The organism is Flavobacterium sp. LHD-85 (assembly GCF_030929595.1).
In the GTDB taxonomy this organism is placed as follows: Bacteria; Bacteroidota; Bacteroidia; order Flavobacteriales; family Flavobacteriaceae; genus Flavobacterium.
On the sequence record NZ_JAVFVR010000008.1, the window covers coordinates 286353 to 307014 of the forward strand.

11 protein-coding genes are annotated in these 20662 nt (G+C 34.4%); 7 read left to right on the forward strand and 4 right to left on the reverse strand.

The features are described 5' to 3' along the window. The first annotated feature begins 21 nt into the window (after positions 1-21). Complete coding sequence (locus tag RB618_RS15170; RefSeq protein WP_308069513.1) at positions 22-1212, forward strand: helix-turn-helix domain-containing protein; 1191 nt, start codon at positions 22-24, stop codon at positions 1210-1212. Here RB618_RS15170 and RB618_RS15175 read toward each other — a convergent pair. After that, a complete protein-coding gene (locus tag RB618_RS15175) occupies positions 1189-1791 on the reverse strand; it encodes a hypothetical protein (RefSeq protein ID WP_308069514.1) in 603 nt (200 codons plus the stop codon). The two genes, RB618_RS15170 and RB618_RS15175, sit on opposite strands and share 24 nt — an antisense overlap. An 857-nt stretch (positions 1792-2648) precedes the next feature. Between RB618_RS15175 and RB618_RS15180 the strand changes: the two genes are divergently transcribed. From RB618_RS15180 to RB618_RS15200, 5 genes are all read left to right on the forward strand, one after another. Next, a complete protein-coding gene (locus tag RB618_RS15180) occupies positions 2649-5468 on the forward strand; it encodes a TonB-dependent receptor (protein ID WP_308069515.1) in 2820 nt (939 codons plus the stop codon). Between the two features lie 205 nt (positions 5469-5673). Then, positions 5674-6882, forward strand: coding sequence for a DUF5690 family protein (locus tag RB618_RS15185; protein WP_374121130.1), 1209 nt, complete (start codon positions 5674-5676; stop codon positions 6880-6882). 37 nt (positions 6883-6919) lie between these two features. After that, positions 6920-8077, forward strand: a complete 1158-nt coding sequence (locus RB618_RS15190) for a TIGR03364 family FAD-dependent oxidoreductase (protein ID WP_308069517.1) — start codon at positions 6920-6922, stop codon at positions 8075-8077. 154 nt (positions 8078-8231) lie between these two features. Then, positions 8232-8912 carry a phosphonatase-like hydrolase gene (locus RB618_RS15195; protein WP_308069518.1) on the forward strand — a complete coding sequence of 227 codons (681 nt, stop codon included), beginning with the start codon at positions 8232-8234 and terminating at the stop codon, positions 8910-8912. A 146-nt stretch (positions 8913-9058) separates the two neighbouring features. Beyond that, a complete protein-coding gene (locus RB618_RS15200; protein ID WP_308069519.1) occupies positions 9059-10741 on the forward strand; it encodes a DUF4983 domain-containing protein in 1683 nt (560 codons plus the stop codon). A 196-nt stretch (positions 10742-10937) separates the two neighbouring features. On the opposite strand, the gene RB618_RS15205 is transcribed toward RB618_RS15200, so the two are convergent. The 3 genes from RB618_RS15205 to RB618_RS15215 form a co-directional block, all read right to left on the reverse strand. Further along, complete coding sequence (locus tag RB618_RS15205) at positions 10938-11522, reverse strand: XRE family transcriptional regulator (protein WP_308069520.1); 585 nt, start codon at positions 11520-11522, stop codon at positions 10938-10940. A gap of 523 nt (positions 11523-12045) precedes the next feature. Beyond that, the gene (locus RB618_RS15210) at positions 12046-12828 is read right to left on the reverse strand and encodes a GLPGLI family protein (protein ID WP_308069521.1); all 783 of its coding nucleotides are present in this window, start codon (positions 12826-12828) and stop codon (positions 12046-12048) included. 4 nt (positions 12829-12832) lie between these two features. After that, entirely contained in the window at positions 12833-15631 is a 2799-nt protein-coding gene (locus tag RB618_RS15215) for an outer membrane beta-barrel family protein (protein ID WP_308069522.1), read from the reverse strand. A 936-nt stretch (positions 15632-16567) separates the two neighbouring features. On the opposite strand from RB618_RS15215, the gene RB618_RS15220 reads away from it, so the two are divergent. Beyond that, a complete protein-coding gene (locus RB618_RS15220) occupies positions 16568-20104 on the forward strand; it encodes a T9SS type A sorting domain-containing protein (RefSeq protein ID WP_308069523.1) in 3537 nt (1178 codons plus the stop codon). Positions 20105-20662 lie beyond the last annotated feature (558 nt).

Genomic DNA, 20662 nt, shown 5'->3' on the forward strand with positions numbered 1-20662 from the left:
TTTAGCACAAAGATTTTGAAGATGAAATACATTATTGCCATTGGCATATTTCAGGCGCTCTTAGCCGCCGTATTACTTTTAAGAAGCAAATACCGAAAAAATGCAGACGATTTATTAATTTCCTTAGTGGTATGCATAGGACTGCATCTTTCAATTAAATTTTTCATTTTTACTTTCGTAGAAGATCAGCAGGTTCTTAATATGATGAATACATTTATAGGATTCTGCTATATTCCTCTATTATATCTATACACTTTAAAAACCATTCGTCCAGAATTGGTGACTGCCTCAAAATGGTATCTTTTTATTCCGTTTGTTATTGGAGCAATTGGTTATTTTTCGACAGTTTGTGTGCTCACCGTTACCTCTCCAAAAGCCTATCTAGTTTTATATTGGTACAATACCATTAGTCTTTATACTTTACTTCCTTTAGATATTATAGTTTCTGGCGGGATTATTTATTTGGCGATCAATAAACTGCCAAGAAACAGCCAGGAGAAAAAACTGATTGTACAGCTTGCCTCGCTTTTTTTAGGAATAGGCCTGCTTAGTGTTTTGTTTTTGATCTTTAGTTCTTCAATGCTTTCTTTAAATTATTTGAGCAGATCGATAATTTACACGCTTCTTATAGTAATTACAGTTAGAATAATTACCTATAAATATGGAGCATTTATAGAACCTCTTTCAAATCATTCAGACAATGAAGTGCTTTTATCTGTTTCAGGAATAAGCAGTGAGGTAAATTCTGAAGATAGTTTTATGCCAAATCCAGCTTTAGAAAATGTCTTGATTGAAGAAAAAGAGCCTTTGCAGCTGCAAAAAAGAAGAGAGATATTAAGCCAGAGTGAAATGTTTAAAATATTGCTGAAGCTTGAAAAAGCAATGGAAAAAGAGCAGTATTATATGGAAAGTGATCTTACCTTAGATAAATTGGCAAAACTTACCAGTCTAAGTAAATATCATATCAGCGAAACCCTGAATCATTTTGTTAATAAACCGTTCTATACCTTTATTAATGAATACAGAATAGAACATGTAAAAGAGAAATTGAAGAGCTTGTCTGAAAAGAACAGCAGTATTAATATACTTGAATTGGCCTATGAAGCCGGCTTCAACTCCAAATCATCTTTTAACAGGTATTTTAAAGAAATCACCTCCTACACGCCAAGAGAATACGTAAACTTAGTTTCAGCTGAGTCCTTGGCTTCCTAAAAGAATTCCCCTATTTCTGATGGTTTTAAATCTTCTGCTTTGTATTCTGATTTTTTTGATTTGAATCAGACATTCGCCTATAAGATTTTTTATTTCGGGATAAGAGATGTTATGAACAGAAGCAATACTGTTTTTTAAGCCTTCAACATAATTTCTAGCTATTATGAGATCAGTCTCCAGATTTTTTAAAATACTGTTTTCAATGTTTTTATTCTTTCTGTAATAGTAAATGCAGTTATGCAGGTCTTCAATCTGTCCGCTTAGGTCGGCAACTGCATTTTTAGAAATAGCGCGGCTGTAGTAATAGGAAAACTCCAAAGGATTATCTTCAATCACTTTGTCAAAATCTTCAATTGCCCTATAATGATAATCCAGCTTCTGAAAACATTTTGCCCTGAGTTCATAAACAGTGCTGTTAAATCCTGAGTCTGCTGCATTATCCAGATAAGACAAAGCTTCATTGAATCTGCTTGAAAGATATAGCTCTTTTCCTTTTTCCAGATCAATATTTTCCAGATGTAGATTTTGTTCTGAAACCTTGCTTTTAAATAGAATCCCTAAATTCACAAACCATTTCATATCTTAAAAAATTGGATGATAGACTGTTTAGATTGGTAAATCTGTGTTTAGATGAGGGAAGTTAAAGTTAAGTAAAATTTTGATTTGCAGCTGTTTAAAATGCAATAATCTCGCATAAAATATTGCAGAATTTTGTGCAAGCTTTGTTTTTACAGGGATGAGCGAGCTTAACTGTCAAATAGATAATAAGCATAATTAGCATTTTATTCTTGTTAACTCGTTTGGTGAAATTATTTTCAACACATAGAGACATAGTTTAACTAAACTTAAAAAAGGCGTTTCACTAGTTTAAATGCCCATAGTTTAGCTATGTGTGGAAACTTGTTTCTTTCATTTTCTTTTTTCGACACAAAAAACTATGTCTCTATGTGTTAAAATGCTTTTATTTTTTAATTACACCCAACGCGGGTTCTTGTTAATAAGATTATATGTTTCACTGCATTTAAATAATCTGTTGTATGGACTGAAACTACCTTATCTAGTTCTGTATAATTTATTGCTTTAAGTTTACTATTTGTAAATATTTTATAAAAATCAATCCGCTTTAAGTCTGCTAAGTTTTTATTCTTGATGTTACAGTTTTTTTGGCACTTATGCTCCAAAAGGAATAAAATGCTTATTCTACGGGATAGAAAGCCGATCTGCTGGGTTAAACGATCAGTCCATTTTACAAATCCTTAACAAAATGAGGCTTGAAATTTTCATTTCTTTAACAATTCGATAATTTTAACTTTTTCACTATTTGTAAAAATCATAGTTAATTTGCTGTAATAAATTTAATATTTGTAAACAAACTAACCATGAAAACAATTTACAAGGCAATTTTTATTTTCTCCGCTCTCTTTATTGTGCAAAACATGACAGCACAAAAAGCCACAATTAAAGGGACAGTTACAGATTCACAATCTCCTTTGCCGGGAGCTACTATTATATTGTCAAATAATCAAAAAGCAACTACGGGTTTCAGCGGTGATTTTGTGATCCAAGATGTAAGATCAGGAAACTTGGAACTGAAGATTTCGTACATAGGATATGAAGTAAAAACGATTCAGATTGAAGTAAAAGAAAACCAGCAGCTGAATTTAGGAGTTATTCGACTGGAAGCTAACTCAAAAGAATTAAATGAAGTGGTAGTAAGCGGCATGAGCCAGAGAAACAGCGAGGCAAGAGCGCTAAACATGCAGAAAAAATCAATGAGCATTGTAAACGTGATTGCTGCAGATGGTATTGGTAAATTACCAGACCGTAACGCTGCCGAAACAGTGCAGCGTATGCCAGGAGTTTCTATTGAGCGTGATCAGGGAGAAGGACGTTTTGTTTCGGTGAGAGGATTGCCACCTTTTTGGTCATCGACTACAATTAACGGAAACCGAATTCCAACAGCTGAAGAAGAAACAACTTCAAGAGCTACAGCATTTGACTTTTTTCCATCAGACCTTATTGCTTATGTAGAAGCGACAAAAGCCATTACACCTGATATGGATGGAGATGCTATTGGCGGAAGCGTCAATTTTACTACTCAGACTGCACCAACTAAAAAAACAATTAAAGCGAGTGTTTTTAGCGGTTATAATCAAAAATCAGACAAAGGAATTTACAGTGGATCGCTTACCATTGGTGATAAAAGTAAAAACGGAAAGTTCGGTTATATTATTAATGGAACGTATTGGGACAGAAACTGGGCAACGGACAACTACGAAGCCAGAAGACAAGGCGATCAGGGAGTTTATCGCTTAGAATTAAGAGACTATACTGGAGTTAGAAAAACGACAGGTTTAAATGCAGCGATGGAATTTAACCCGTCATCGAGAGACAAAATTTTCTTGAAAGCGACTTACGGTGGACTTTCTGATGAAGAAACGCATTATAAACACCGTATCAGATTTGATAAATTCAATAGTGCTACAAATGCTTTAACTGTAGAACAGCAGGATATTCATAATGAATTAAAAACACAATTTGTTGGAATTGATTTAGGAGGAAAACATCAATTAGGTAACGGAAATTTAGATTGGAGTCTGGCTTCTTATAGAAATGAATTTAAATACGGAAATATTCCAAACGCCGAGGATAATAGTTATTTTTTAATTCAGTTCAATCAAACTGGAGTGGGTGTAAAACCGGAATATTTAAAAAATATACCAATAGCAAGTGGAGGAGCAGGAGGGCCAAGAGCGTACTGGGCTGCTGATGGAGGAATGCTGGATCCTGAAAATCCAAAATCAATTTTTGATTTTTATTCTGATCCAAATTTCAAAACCGATCCGACAAAGATGAAATTCTCTACGTTGGAATTATACAAAATTAGCATTGTAGAGCGCGACAATATTATTGCTGCGGTAAACTACGAGCATAATTTTAATGAAAGTCTTAAAATGAAGTTTGGTGTAAAATTAACCGACAAAGATCGTATTGCCACTTTTAGAGATGAGTATTACAACTGGGTTGGATCGCCAACACCGTTTTTATCGAATTATAGTGCCGATTTAATCAATCAGCCTGGCGGAACAGATTATATGAGAAGAGAAACAGGAACCAATATTGGTAACACATTTGGGCCGGTTTTATCAACGGATGGAATGACTAAGTTGTTTAATACTTCGCAAGGAAATCTGGTTTTAAATCCTGTAGATTCTCAGATTCCGGAATTAGGAAAAGGCTTGGGAAGAAATTTTAATGTAGACGAAACTACATCTTCTGCTTATGCAATGGCGACTTATTTATTAAATGATAAATGGACCATTTTGGGAGGTTTGAGAACAACTCACACCATTACAAAAGTTACAGGAAAAACGGTAGAGAATAATGTGGTAGTTGATGCTGAAAACACAAAATCGTATACATCTGTTTTACCAATGCTTCATGTAAAATATTCTCCAATTGAGAATTTAAACTTACGTTTTGCTACAACAAGAACATTTGCAAGACCCAATTTTGGAGACATTTCGCCAGCGGGTTCTTTAAATACTATTGACGGAGAATACGCAGGAGGAAACCCAAACTTGAACCCAACTTATTCATGGAACTTTGATTTATTGGGAGAATATTTCCTTGATGAAGTAGGATTAATTAATGCCGGAGTATTCTATAAATCAATTACAGATCCAATTTTTGATGATACGTATCAAGGTACTATTAACGGAATTCCTGATATCGAAATCAGTTCGCCTACAAATGGCGGTGACGCTTGGATTGGCGGAATTGAATTTGGAATCACAAAAAGATTCAGCTTCCTGCCAGGATTCCTAAAATATTTTGGAACTCAGATCAATGCAACGCTTATGAATTCTGAAATGACATTGGGACAAAACACTAATAATCCTAACGGAAGAAAAGTGTCAACGCCTTATCAGGCCAAAGAATTATACAATCTGCAATTGTTCTATGAAACAGGAAAACTAAACGTGAGAGCAGCTTTTAACCATAAAGGAGCATACGCCACAAGTTTTGATGCCAATGCCAAAAATACCGATATGAATGATATTTATTATGGTAAATACAACTCACTAGATTTTTCAGCTTCATATAAAATAGGAGATCATTTCACCATTTTTAGTGACGTAAACAACGTCTTAAACGAGCCTTTGATGTATCATTTTGGAGAAACTCCAAACAGACCAAAACAGGTAGAATATTATGGTGCAAAATTTAATCTTGGTTTAAAATATAATTTATAGACAACTATAAGTTAACTCGTTGGATGCTTGTCTGTTTTATTTTTGCAGTTTATTTTTTTTGAACTGACTGCATCCAATGAGTTTTACACTCATCTCAACTTACACTCCAACTATCAACCAATCTAAAGAAATTATGTCTGCAAAAACATCCAATTTTAGGTTTATATTAAAAGCATCCATAGCAGCATTTGGAACTTATTTCTGCATGTATGCTTTCAGAAAACCTTTTACTGCGGCTACATTCGACAGTATGTCTTTTTGGGGTATCGATTATAAAATTTTATTGATTCTGGCGCAGGTTTTAGGTTATACGTTTTCTAAGTTTTTAGGAATCAAAATTATATCCGAATTAAAATCATCTAAACGTATTTTATATTTAATAAGTTTTATAGTTATTTCAGAATTGGTATTATTGGGCTTTGCTCTAGTTCCCGCACCTTATAATATTCTGTTTTTATTCATTAATGGATTACCGCTTGGAATGATCTGGGGTATTGTTTTTTCTTATATAGAAGGAAGAAAAACGACAGAACTTTTGGGTGTAATTTTATGTTCTAGTTTTATTGTTTCCTCAGGAACTGCAAAATCTGCAGGGGTATTTGTGCTGCAAGTTTTGGGCTGTACCGAGTTTTGGATGCCTTTTGTTACTGGGCTTATTTTTATTGTTCCTTTAATTCTGTTTTCACTGCTGCTGGAGAAAATTCCAAATCCTGATCAGGAAGATTTGGATTTGCGATCCAAACGAAAACCGATGGACAGAAAAGAACGCGCATCGCTTTTCAGACAGTTTGCATTTCCGCTAACAGTCATTATTGTTTTTTACACCATGCTTACGGCAATGCGCGAATTCAGAGATAATTTTGCCAGAGAGCTTTGGGATGCTTTGGGATATAAGGAAAGCATTTCGATTTACATGTATTCAGAAATTCCAATTGCGATATCAGTACTTGTGATTTTAGGATTTTTAGGAAGCATGAAAAACAATTATAAAGCATTTAGAAATTACCATATAGTGCTGCTGGTCGGTTCTTTGCTAATTGGAATGACCACTTTCTTATTTGAAAAACATTTATTGGGAGCATTTCCATGGATGATGATCTCGGGATTCGGGATGTATATTTGTTATATTCCGTTTAACGGTCTGTTTTTTGACCGAATGATTGCAACCTATAAAATAAAAGGAAACAGCGGATTTCTAATTTACATCGCCGATGCTTTCGGATATCTAGGCAGTGTTCTGGTATTGTTTTTTAAAAATTTAGGAGACAAGGATATTTCTCTGTTAAGCTTTTTTACCGCTTGCATTTATCTTCTCTCGTTTGTTGGAATCATTACCACGATAATGTCTTTTAATTTCTTTCGAAGAAAATTTAAAAAACACATAAAAATTAATGCAGCTCCTTTGTACACTTGAATGAAGGACAAATTAAAATTCATAAAATAATTAAGATATGAAAGATAAATATGATTTAATCATAATTGGATCAGGGGTTTTGGGCACATTTCATGCCTATCATGCCTTATTAAAAGGAATGTCAGTTGCGGTTTTAGAAAAAAACAGCAAACCTGAAGGAGCTACCGTTCGAAATTTCGGGCAGGTTGTACCATCAGGAATGGACAGAAAATGGCAGAATTTCGGTAAGGAAAGTTTAAATATTTATAAAGACATTCAATCGCAGTTTGATATCAGCATTCGTCAGAACGGAACCATTTATTTGGCATCAAATGAAGAAGAAATGCAGCTGATAGAAGAACTGCATGAAATTAACATTTCAAATGATTATGAATCTAATTTGCTGACAAAAGAACAATGTCTGGCCAAATACAGTGGTCTCCGATCGAATTATTGTACGGGCGGATTGTTTTTTCCGCAGGAAGTTACCGTCGAGCCTTCAACTATGATTCATAAACTGCATCAATATATGACTGCCAATTTGGGATTGGATTTATTTATGAATACAACCGTAGTGCATACCGAAGACAGGTCTAATGAGGTAATCGCAGTAACATCGACAGGATTAGAATACAAAGCTTCTAAAATTATTATCTGCAACGGAAGCGATTTTAAAATCTTATATCCTGAAATTTATAACAACAGCGATTTAATAGTTTCTAAACTTCAAATGCTGCAAACCAAACCACAGCAAAATTATAAGCTTGATGGGTCTATTTTAACGGGATTAACGATCAGAAGATATGAATCTTTTGAAGAATGCAAATCGTACGCAGCTATCAAAGCAAAAGAAAATCCGGAGAGTTTTGAGAAAAAATATGGCGTTCACATCTTATTCAAACAAGCTCTCGACGGATCTGTTATTTTAGGAGATTCGCACGAATATGCCAGCGCAAAGGAAATAGATTCCTTAGGATTTGATTTGAATATGGATATCGACCACTTTATGATTGAAGAAGCTAAAAAAATAATTGATTTGCCAACGTACGAAATCCAAAGCAGATGGTTCGGAATGTATTCGCAATGCAAAACCAAAGATATTTTTGAGCATACGGTTGGTGAAAATATTCACATCATAACCGGAATTGGCGGTAAAGGAATGACGGGAAGTGCTGGATTTGCCAAGCATAATATCGATAAAATTTTTAATGCATAAACTAAAAATAATGAGCCATTAAGAGATTAAGAAAATTAAGTATTACTTCTAAAACTTGGTGGTAGAAAATAATCCAAAAAGAGAATTAAGAATATTTAAGTTTTGATTCTTAATATATCTTAATGCCTTAATGGTAAATAAACACACACACAAAATGAAAATTAATGAAATTGAAATGGTTGTTTTTGATATGGCAGGAACAACAATAAACGAACAAAATATAGTGTACAAATCATTGCACAAATCCATTAATAAATTTGGAATTGATGTTTCGCTGGAATTGGTTTTGTCATTAGGAGCAGGAAAAGAAAAATATCAAGCGATACAAGACATCTTAAAATATATCAATATTACCGATAAAGAAAAAACAGACCAAATATTTGAATATTTCATCGAAATACTAGATCAGGAATATCTAACGGCAAAAGTTCTTCCTATTGAAGGCATTGAAAAGGTGATGGAAAACCTAAAAAAAGACGGAGTAAAAGTAGTTTTAAATACAGGATATAACAGTTTGGTTGCCAATGCGCTTTTAGAGAAATTAAACTGGAAAATAGGTATTCAATACGATGCATTAATTACAGCAGATGATGTTGAACAAGGAAGACCTTTTCCTGATATGATATTTAATGCAATGAAGCTCTTCAATATTACTGATGCTTCGAGAGTACTTAAAGCCGGAGATTCTGCCATAGATATTGAAGAAGGCAAGAATGCAAAATGTGGCATTACCATTGGCGTTTTATCAGGAGCTCAAACCAGATTGCAGCTTGAAGAGGCTAAACCAGATTATATTCTAGATTCTCTGGCTTCATTATACAGCATTTTGAATTAATATTTTTTGCCACGAATTGCACAAATTTTCACTAATTAATTCGTGTAATTCCTGGCAAAAAAAACAAACTAATTAGTTAAAATAAAATCCCTGCAGGAGATAGTTACGAGTAGATAAAAGAGTAATCAACAAAACAATTCAACCCAATGAAAAAGATTTTTAGATTAAGTTACTTTATAATTCTTGCAAGTGCGCTTTTAGTCACTTCATGTACCAACGATGCAGCACTTGCGAGCGATGAGAATGCAGCAACTGCAAAAACTATTTCGAAAACTGGTAAAGCAGCGCTAAGCAGTGGTACTAAAAAATTACTAATTATTGGTATCGACGGCTGTCGTGGCGATGCTTTAATGGGAGCCAATACACCAAATGTTCATGCTTTATTGCCTAATTCAGTTTACAGCCTTGATGCTTTGACCGAAGCCCCAACCTGGAGCGGAAATGGCTGGTCTACCATGTTGACTGGTGTTACACATTTAAAACATGGCGTAACTGACAATTCATTTTCTAGTCCAAATTTCGGAACTTATCCAAGTTTCCTAAAACGATTAGAAACTTATAATTCGGCTTTAAAAACAATGTCTATTGTACATTGGGTGCCAATCAATACTTATATTGTTGACGGAATAGATGTCGAGAAAACGCTGACAACTGATCTGGCGGTAAAAAATGAAGCAGTGGCTGCACTTACAAATGATAATCCAGATGCTTTATTCCTGCATTTTGACGATGTGGATCACGCAGGCCACAGTTACGGATTTTCAATAAATGTTTCGCAGTACAAATCTTCTATTGAAACAACTGACGGATATATCGGAGAGATTCTGACGGCTTTAAAAAACAGACCCAATTATGCCAATGAAGACTGGCTGGTTGTGGTTGCACCAGATCATGGCGGAATTGTTACAGGTTCAACAGGATCTCATGGCGGATCTTCTTATGAAGAAAGAAATATTTTTACCATCTTCAATAACAAAAATTTCACTTCAAATAAAATCGAAAAACCAGTTGATCCTACGACTAGTATTACAGGTAAATTTGCCAATTTTAATAGCAATAATATTTATGCTTCAACAAATAATGCGCTTTACAATTTTGGAACTTCGAGTTTTACAGTAGAATGTAGAATAAAAACTTCAGGTTATTCAAGTGATCCATCTATAGTTTCTAATAAAAATTGGGTGAGTGGCAAAAATCGCGGGTTTGTAATTTGTGCTAATACGGGAGGAACCTGGAAAGTAAATATTGGAGACACTCAAAATCGTGTGGATATTTCGGGAGGAACAATCAATGACGGAAAATGGCATCACTTGACCTTAGTGGTTGATCGTACCGCGAAGCTAGTAAAGACCTATCAAGATGGCGCTTTTGTTGGTCAGGCTGCAATTGTGGCCAGTTTTGGAAGTTTAACATCAGGACTGCCTTTTGCTATTGGACAAGACGGAACTCTAGCGTATGGTGCCAATGTTAACGGAAACATTGCTGAGGTTAGAGTTTGGAATAAAGCGCTTTCTGAAGCTTCAATTTTAAATTACACCTGTTCATCAGTTACATCTTCCCATCCTGATTATGCAAATCTTATCGGATATTGGAAAGGAGATAACGGGGCAGGAAATTCTTTTACAGATTCAAGTTCAAAACAAGTAAATCTTACTTTTCCGAATACACCAACTTGGGCAACCAGCACAGCGAGTTTAAAATGTGGAACTGCTAGTGGAATTGTTCCAAAAATGGTAGATATCGCTTATTCGTCCCTGCAGTGGTTTGGCGTGCCAATTAATTCAGGCTGGTCACTTGACGGACGCTCTTGGCTTCCTGCAGGAAATTAAATTATATTAGAATTGTGTTTTTGTTTTTTTTCAAAGGCAGCCTCGATTTTTGAGGCTGCCTTTTCTTTTTTGTTTAACCGCAAAGAACACATGTTTTTTAAAGGTTAGGCTTTTAAAAAACGCGAAGTTCGCAAAGTTTAGGGAATAAAAACTTTGCGAACTTCGTGTAAATCTTAGCGCTCTTTGCGGTTAAAAATCAACTATTACTTTCAGAATAAAAATAAAGAACCAGCATCAAGCAATTTTCCTGAGTTCTGTTTTCAGGCACGTGAGGAAGTCTTCCGTTAAAGCATATTGAATCTCCTTCGCTTACAAGAACTTCTGCATCATCAATAATATAAGTTACGCTTCCTTTAATAATGTATTTAAATTCCCAGGCATCAGTAATCACTTTTTCACGTTTGCTGCCTGGCTCTACCTCAAGAATTACCGCTTCAAAACCTATTGAATTAATGCTTTTACTGAAGATATGATAGTAATTGAAACCTTTAGTTTCTGATCGGTCTTCTTTTTCTATCTTTTGATAGTCTTCTTTTTTGATATGAATGAATTTTGCATTTTTTATATTTTTTACTCCTTCAAAAAAATAAGTGACATCAGTATCCAGAGAGTGGATCAGCTCAATTAAAACAGGTAGGGAAGGTATAGTTCTGCCATTTTCAATTCTTGAAACAAGTCCGTTGCTAACATTTGCTCTGCTGGCTACTTCGTGAATTGTTAAGGCATTTTTTTTCCTGATTTCTTTTAATCTTTTTCCAATGCCTATTAAAAAATCTTCCATATTATTTAACTCTCTTTAAAAGGTAAATATAATATAATTATCCTCTCCAGCATACAGTTTGGTTTAAACAGTGAAATATATCACTATTGGGTTTTATTTATTAGATAAGGCATCTATGGCTTATCGTCTACAACTTTTCTGTTTTTAATTTCTTCATATTTTCTTTATAAAAGAATCAGGTGACAAAGCCTTTTTCTTTCATATTTATCCTACTTACTTAATAGCAGTATAATTACATCGATTCGAGTACAGCTAACGTTGTACATATAAAAATTTTTTTTCTTTTTCCTCTTTTGATTGGTGTAAAAACCGATTTGATTTCACTTTTTTATAGAATATTTTAGAATGCACTATCTAAACATAAAAAAAAGGCACTTTGCAGTTCGCGGAAAAAAGAGAGGCGGCTTCATTTATACTAAGCTACAATTCCGCCATACTATTTGTAGGCTCCATTTATATATTCTGAAAATTTCAAGAACCATTTAAATTAGTTTTTATATAAGAAATAAATTTTAATGGCTAGTTAGAGAGAGTAGGCCTGCAATGTTTTTTTTGCCCATTTTCCCCAGTCTTTCAAAGCATCCATAAGTATTTTGTTTAGTCCTTTATTGTCAGTAGGTTTGCCTTTAACTGGTGGAGCTAAATCTTTGTCGGAAACTGGAATTTCAGTAACTTTTGTGGCAAACCATGTCATATTTTCATGTGGCAGAGCCAAGCCTAAAATTGTTCCGGGTAAACCCGTAAAAGATTCGGGGCCACCTGAAAATGGAATTTGAATTGTGTAATAGGCAACAACATAAACAGAATCGATAATTACAGCATTTGCTCTGCGGCATTCATAGCCCGCAATTTCTCTTGTTTCATCGGTAATTTTCCAGTCAATTTTGCGCAAGCTATCTTTGACTAAGTATAAATCATCGTATACGTTTTTTTGTGTAATGCTGGTTTGCGTATCAAGATCTGTGGCGATAACATTTTTTAAATTGGCCATTGCATCGTCAGCAATCCAATGGTTGGTTGCTGATTGATTTGTTTCATGCCATTTGTACAAACTCTTGTTTTTTGAAAAACTAAGAATGCTTTTTGTTGTTTTAAATTGTGGATTGTTTTTTTTATAACTTTCAAAAGCAGCTTGATAATAACCTTCAGTTTCTCCTTTTATTTTTTTTGTAATCAATGCATACATATTCGATTTTTTCTCATATTCGATTACGCCATTTTCAATAAAGTGGTTAGTTTGTGCAAAAGTATTGCAACTTGCCAATGCAATTATCAAAATTAAAATGTGATTTATTATTGTTTTCATGGTTTTAGTTTTGTTTAATTTCTCCTCCGCCCATTTTGCTGAAATCCCAGCTTACAGAGAACATAAAGTATCTTTGGATAGTGGTATAAGTGCTTTGGCTAATGTTTCCATTATATGCAGAACGATTAAATCCTACATTTTGGTTCAAAAGATCTCTTCCCGTTATAGAAACTTTTAAATTATCTGATTTTAAGAATTTTTTGGTGATAGATGCATTCCAAATAAAACGTTCAAAAGTTTCCTGAATCACTTGCGTTTTTCCATTATATTGATAATTGCCATCTGTGCTAATTTCTAGTTTGAAAGGCAATTCTATACTGGTCCAGAAATTTCCATTAAAACCCCAGCCATTGCTATCGCTATTTTCGTTTATGCTTGCATCAGCAACGTTGTAAGTAGGTCCGAAACTAGTATTGAAATTATATTTTTTTTCTTTATACTTTGATAAGTTTAAATTAAAGGAATAAGTTGAATTTTTAGTTTGATTCAGTTTTGTATTGATATAATTATAGTTTACATTTTTGTTGGCGCTTAAGCCAATTCCTGCTGTCATGTCTATGGCTTTGATTGTTTTGCCAAAATTACTGTTCAGATAATAACTTGTTGCAGCTTTATTTTCTAGGTTTACAAATTTTGATATACTTTCTCCTCTATCATTTGTAACCACATTACTTATTATTGGATTTAGCGTAAAATTATATGATCCATTAATCGAAAAATATTGATTGGTAAGCACTTTGTAGGAGTAATAGCTACCTCTAAAAGTATTTCTAAAAGAAGGATCTAAATTTGGATTACCCACAATTGTATTTAACTGGTTTTGATTGTTTCGGATAGGCTGCAACTGATCTAATGTCGGCTGATCGGTGTTTCCGTTATACGACAAGCGCAGTGATTCTCTTTGTTTAAAATTATATTGATAGCTTATCTGAGGCATGTAGTTGATAAATTTTTGCTTAAAATAACTATCTGTATAAACATCATATTGTTTAAAGTTTACACCACTAAATTTAGAGCCAAAAGAAAAAACAGTTTTATTTTTTCTGTAATTAAAAATCGCTCCAACTTGGTTTATCGTTTGGTCTAATTCATAATTATTGCTAAAGATGGAATCCAGAACATTATAATCGCCATCTGGAGATTGATTAAAAGATTTACGATCAGCTTTTCCGTTACTGATGTTAAATCCATAATTAAGAATTAAGGATAGGCTTTTGGATAAAGGTTCGGTATAGATTAAATTTGATTTAAAAGTTCTATTGCTAATAGTATTGATTTTATTTTGATTGACTACTTTGGTGCTATCTGGATTAATTACGGCTGGTGTGAAAAATTCAGCCCTAGAATTTAGGTAACCATTACTTTTGCTATCTGTACTTGATTGGCTTAAATTAAGAGATAATGTTCGGCCAGTTTTTTTAAGTCTTTTGGTTAATAAAGTATTTATATTAAATGCTTTATCATCAACATCGTTTGTAGTTGTCTGTTTAAGATTATTCAATTGGTTACCCTGTTCGTCAGCACCTTTTCGCATTTCTGCTTCACTTGAATTACTATTTTTAAATAATCCATCAACATTTAATTTTAAAGTTAAAGTAGTATCAATTTTAATTTCATAAGCAAGATCAAGCTTATTTTTAGTCATGTTTTTTTCAAAACTCTTGTCTGAATTATTATAAATACTGCTAGAACTTAAATTTTGCTGGTTGATATCATTGCGGTTTCCTGAAAGTTTGATATCGCCAATTTTGTAATTTGCATTGATAGATTCTTTATCACTGTTCCATTTATTGTCAAAATGTATTCCGCCGGTTTGAACTACTGGAATTCCTTCGCCATTAAATTGTCCGTCCCAGCTATCAAATTCATCATTTCCATTGTTTGAAAAATAAATACCGCCGTCATCAGTTACCTGATAACTGTTTTGGCCATATTTGTCTTTGTCTTCCCATCCCAATCCAACTTGTCCGGTGTTGCCTAAAATGCCATAAGCGGCTAATTTTTTCTTATCCCAAAACTTATTAAACATAGCCTGGCCTTTGTAAAAATTTTCAGTTCCTCCTCCGAGTTCTACTTTCCCAAAATGACCATTTTTTTTGTCTTCTTTAAGTTTAACATTTAGCGTTTTGGTTTTCTGGCCGTCATCAATACCAGTAAAAGCGGCTTGATCGCTTTTTTTGTCATACAATTGGACTTTATCAACCATATCTGCACGCAGGTTCTTTGTAACTAAAGTCGGATCATCTCCAAAAAATTCCTCTCCATCAACTAAAACTTTGGTTACAGTTTCGCCCTGAGCGGTAATTTTTCCATCCTTATCAATTTGTATTCCCGGAAATTGTTTTATCAGATCTTCCACTTTTGCATTAGGCTCTATTTTAAATGCTTTTGGATCAAATTCTAGCGTATCTCCTTTGATTTTCATAGCAGCCCTATTGCCTTTTATGATAATTTCTGACAGCAGTCTGCCTTTATCAGCCAAATTGATTTTACCGTAATCTTTGGTTAGCTTTGTTGAATCAAGAGAAAATTGATCTACAAAATCAGCATATTTGGGATAAGAAACCAGTAGAATAAATTTGCCGGCTTTAATATTATGCAGCTCAAAATAGCCATTTTCTTTGGCTCGGGTAAATTTTATTAAAATGGAATCTTGTGCTCTTAACAGAGAGATTGACGCTTTTGATAAAGGAGAATTGTTTATGGTATCTATTGCATATCCTTTAACTGTGCCTGATGTTTGTGCCTGTAAAATATTTGATAAAAAAAGTAAGCAGCATAATAATAGAATGGTTTGTCTCATTAATTGGTATTGGTTTTTGAAAAAGAGGTATTATAGTTCTATTCTATTTTTTTAATAGAAATAAATGCGCTTGTTGCGTTATTTGTCTAGGAGTAAGCAGGATTGCAGATTCTAATATTAAAATTTCTAGGAAGCGTTTTATTCCTGGATTCAATGCGATGATTCTTTACAGGGTGTTCTGGTAATTTTCTTCAATTTTATAGATTGCATCGGGTTGATTATTTGTAGTACGAGCATTATTGCCACAGCAAATAAAGAGAAAAGTTTAGGATAATTTTTACGGTTTTCCTCATTCTGCTACAATTGAAGTAGCATTATTTTCTTAGTTAGTTAGTTAGTTAGTTAGTTAGTTAGTTAGTTAGTTAGTTAGTTAGTTAGTTAGTTAGTTAGTTAGTTAGTTAGTTAGTTAGTTAGTTAGTTAGTTAGTTAGTTAGTTAGTTAGTTCTTGTTTTCTTCTTCTTTTAGATTGGTTTCTTTTTTTTTTTTTTTGATTTTGGCCGGCGATGGGAATGATGGTTGGCGTTTGCGGTATTTGAATAGAAGGATGATTGATTGATTGATTGATTGATTGATTGATTGATTGATTGATTGATTGATTGATTGATTGATTGATTGATTGATTGATTGATTGATTGATTGATTGATTGATTGATTGAATTCTTATTAGTGGCAGATTATTTAAGAAGATTTGTAAATCCTGTTTTGGCTCTTTTAAATTGTTTTTTGGGTTATTTTGACCAAGTGGAGGAATCCAGTTTTAATCGATTATTTTCTAAACTTAACATGTTAGATTTCAGTGTTTTTGTTAATAAATGCTTTGTTTTTTCCATTTCTGTCGTTTATTAAATTTATAAAATCCTGATCCTTTAAACTAAAAAATGTTAATTTTTTGAAGATCGATTTAAAAATCCGATTATATTTACCGAAAAAATTAACATGAAAAAACTCTACCTTTTATTTTTTGCAATTGTCAGCGCTTATGCCCAAAATCCAGCAGATAGAGATCCTTCTTTCAATGCCTTTACTTTGCCTTTGGGAAACTATTACGTAGACTATGAGATTTTGAAGTCCGATATCCAGCAGGACGGGAAAATTATGCTTCTTAAAGAAACACGCACTGGAACAGAGCTTGTAAGGCTTGAGAATAATAAATTGGATATGAGTTTTAATACGGGAACGGGGTTTAAGTATGGCGCAAAGAATTTTAAAATTCAATCGGATGGAAAAATAATAGCAGTTGGAGACTTGAATTCTTACAATGGCACAAGCGTTAAGAATATTGTGAGAATAAATGCTGACGGAAGCATTGATAAAAATTTTGCGCCGCCTGCCGGAGTTTCGATTTCTGGGAACGCTGATTTTCTTCTGCAACCCGATGGCAAAATTCTAATCACTGGAAGCATCAGTTCTAAAAGTGCCGTAGTAAGGCTCAATATTGATGGAAGCCTGGATAGCTCTTTTACTCCTTTTATTGGACTTGATGCAAGCTTAACTGCGATCAGGCTGCAGCCAGATGGCAAAATTATCGCTGCCGGACAAAATGCGGGCGTCAATAAAATTATCCGCTTAAATGCAAATGGAAGCTTAGATCTTGATTTGACTCCGGCAGGTGTAATTGGAAAACAATTCGATATTGCTTTGCAGGAAGATGGCAAGATTCTGGTTTCGGCAGCGTTTGTCGAAGCAGGCAATTATTATAATACCAAATTGATTCGAATGAATGCTGATGGAGGAATTGATTCTAATTTCAAAACAAATAGTATCAGCGGTGCCAATGATATAGGAATCACTAAAATTATAATTCAGGCAGATGGTAAAATTATAATTGGCGGAACCTTTAATATGGTAGGATCAAATTCTATAGGTATTGTCAGGCTTAATGCCAATGGTGCAATCGATGCCACTTTTAATACGGGAACGGGTGCAAATTACACAATTAATGACTTGGAGCTGCTTCCTACTGGAAAAGTGCTTGTTTCTGGGGACTTCCATATGTTTAATAAAGAAGCTGCAAAAAGCATCCTGCTATTAAATAGTGACGGAAGCAGAGACAGCAGTTTTAGCAACATTACCGCAGGATTGGATGGAAGCGTAATGGCGCTGACCGTTCTTGAGGATGATAAAATTATCATGTATGGAGGCTTTAATAGCTATAACGGCAAAACGACAGAAAGTTTTATGAGGCTAAATAGCGATGGAAGCCGTGATGAATCCTTAACATTTGGAGGCTTAAGCGCATTTGGCAATGGAAGCGTAAAATCTATAGCCGTGCAGAAAGATGGAAAAATGGTAGTGGGAGGAGATTTTACAGGATTTAATCGGCTTACCACCAACAGAATCATCAGGCTGAATTCTGACGGGACTAGGGATAATACATTTGTTATCGGCACAGGTTTTAATTATGAGGTGGCAAAAGTAATTGCGCTTCCTGACGGAAAGATATTGGCAGGAGGAAATTTTACAACCTATAAAGGAAATTCATGCATCGGTCTTGTCCGCTTAAATAGCGACGGATCTGTGGATGCCACTTTTAAAGCCAGCTATACCGGAATAAGTGACGGTCAGCTGCCTTATATATCGGATTTTTTAGTTCTGTCTGACGGAAAAATTTTGGTGACGGCATATCCGACGCAAACCAGAAGGGGATTGGTAAGGCTCAACAGCGATGGATCACAAGATGCTTCTTTTGTTTTAGATCCCCTTGTAAAAACAAACGGAATGGGGGTCTTTGTCCAAAGCGACGGAAAAATCATGCTGTCGTTTAAGAAAGACAATGTCAATGGCTTCTTCAGATTGGATCCAAATGGAAGTTTGGACAGTTCTTACAGCTACAAGCCCATCAATAGCGAGTATTATGTGACTTTTATAGCGGGAATGCAGAAAGATGATAAAATTTTGGTTTCGGGATACAGCACTACAAATAATCAGAATAAGTTTTTTGCCAGATTAAATTTAGACGGAAGCTATGACGAAACTTTTACAAATGTATTTAACAACAGCGAGATAGATTATGGCGGCAAAATTATGCCGCAATCTGACGGCAAGCTTATTTATGCCGGAGAATTTAGTAGTTATGCAGGAGTGCCTGCTGGCAGGATAATCCGTCTTTTGGGGCAGGACTTTAAGTTCGTTCAGGGGCAGAATAGATTGGATTCAGACCGTAATGGCTGTGACGGGAATGATATTCCTTTTTCCAATTTGAAGATGAATATTTCTTCAGGACAAGTTTCTAAAAGCTATATTGCAAATAATACGGGTAATTATACTCTCGCATTGAAAAACGGATCCCATACCATCACTCCTGTTTTTGAAAATCCAGATTATTTTGATGCTGTTCCAGCGAGTATTACGGTGGATTTTCCTTCTCAGGCAAGCCCTTTTAATGGCGGTTTCTGCATAATTCCGAATGGAAGCCATCCAGACCTGCAAATAGCCATCTTGCCTTTAACGCCCGCAAGACCGGGATTTGACGCTAAATATAAAATAGTATACTCCAATAAAGGAAATCAGCAGCTTTCAGGCACCGTATCTTTTGATTTTATGGATGATGCGGCTGATGTGGTGCAAAGCACGCCTAATTTTTCGAATCACTCCCTTAATAGTTTAAAATGGGATTTCATTGATTTAAGGCCGCTGGAAACCAAAGAAATCACCCTTACGCTAAATGTAAATTCTCCAATGGAAACACCAGCTGTCAACACAGGAACGATATTGAAATATACTGCAAAAATTTCCTCAACGCAGACAGATGAGACTCCGGCAGACAATACTTTTTCATTTGATCAGGTTGTGGTCAATTCATTTGACCCAAATGACAAGACATGCGTGGAGGGAAATTTAATTTCAAAAGCAAAAGTCGGGGATTATGTGCACTATATTATCCGTTTTGAAAATACGGGAACTTATGCCGCACAAAATATAGCTGTCAAAGACGTGATTGATGCCGCTAAGTATGATATAAACTCGTTGGTGCCTTTAAGCGGAAGCCATTTGTTTTCAACTGAGATATCTGATGGCAATAAAGTCGAATTTAAGTTTGAAAATATTAATCTTCCTTTTGATGATGCGCATAATGACGGCTACCTGGCTTTTAAAATAAAAACTAAATCGACACTTGCCGAAGGAGATAAATTTGGCAATGCTGCGGACATATTTTTTGACTACAATAGTGCAATTACAACAAATGTTCCAATTACAGAGATAAGCAAAACATTAGGGAAGCTGGATTTTCCATTTAACAGATATTTTGCCTTGTATCCAAACCCTGTAAATGAAACTTTAAATATAAATGCCGATACTGATATTCGGTTGGCATCAATACAGATTTACAATGTCTTAGGCCAGCTGGTGAGAGCGGTGTCTAACGCAGAGAATGTTCATTCAATTGACGTTTCAGCATTGCCTTCAGGTAATTATTTTATAAAAATTGTTTCTGATAAAGGCACTTCCAATGCTAAATTTATAAAAAAGTAATAGGGGCATATATGCCAACCCTAGGATTGATTCTGTAAATCTGCAGATTTGGTAGTGTTACAGATTAGGTGTTTTTATAGTCTAACTGTTTAACTGGCTGAAAAAGAAGATTAAGTTTTAATTAGTGAATAGGACAAGAGACGGTCAGCAGGCCGTCTCTTTTTTTTAATGTCTTTTAAAAAACCTTAAAATGCTTTGCCTTGCCTTAGTGTTTCAAATTGGGCTATGAGAATAAAATGCATTTCTGCAATGGCAAATGCATAAAAAATGGATTTCGATCTAATGGAAATCAGCGTTATAAATGTTGTGCTTTGACCTGTGATGGGCGATAAGGCTGGAACGTCTTTTTATTTATAGGGGAGATTATTAAATTCTTTTTTAAGCTTTTAGTTAGTTAGTTAGTTAGTTAGTTAGTTAGTTAGTTAGTTAGTTAGTTAGTTAGTTAGTTAGTTAGTTAGTTAGTTAGTTAGTTAGTTAGTTAGTTAGTTAGTTAGTTAGTTAGTTAGTTAGTTAGTTAGTTAGTTAGTTAGTTAGTTAGTTAGTTAGTTAGTTAGTTAG

Coding starts and splice junctions, on each gene's coding strand:
- RB618_RS15200 (WP_308069519.1), top strand. CDS start 9,059: ATGAAAAAGATTTTTAGATTAAGTTACTTTATAATTCTTGCAAGTGCG.
- RB618_RS15175 (WP_308069514.1), bottom strand. CDS start 1,791: ATGAAATGGTTTGTGAATTTAGGGATTCTATTTAAAAGCAAGGTTTCA.
- RB618_RS15210 (WP_308069521.1), bottom strand. CDS start 12,828: ATGAAAACAATAATAAATCACATTTTAATTTTGATAATTGCATTGGCA.
- RB618_RS15170 (WP_308069513.1), top strand. CDS start 22: ATGAAATACATTATTGCCATTGGCATATTTCAGGCGCTCTTAGCCGCC.
- RB618_RS15205 (WP_308069520.1), bottom strand. CDS start 11,522: ATGGAAGATTTTTTAATAGGCATTGGAAAAAGATTAAAAGAAATCAGG.
- RB618_RS15215 (WP_308069522.1), bottom strand. CDS start 15,631: ATGAGACAAACCATTCTATTATTATGCTGCTTACTTTTTTTATCAAAT.
- RB618_RS15220 (WP_308069523.1), top strand. CDS start 16,568: ATGAAAAAACTCTACCTTTTATTTTTTGCAATTGTCAGCGCTTATGCC.
- RB618_RS15180 (WP_308069515.1), top strand. CDS start 2,649: ATGACAGCACAAAAAGCCACAATTAAAGGGACAGTTACAGATTCACAA.
- RB618_RS15190 (WP_308069517.1), top strand. CDS start 6,920: ATGAAAGATAAATATGATTTAATCATAATTGGATCAGGGGTTTTGGGC.
- RB618_RS15195 (WP_308069518.1), top strand. CDS start 8,232: ATGAAAATTAATGAAATTGAAATGGTTGTTTTTGATATGGCAGGAACA.
- RB618_RS15185 (WP_374121130.1), top strand. CDS start 5,674: ATGTATGCTTTCAGAAAACCTTTTACTGCGGCTACATTCGACAGTATG.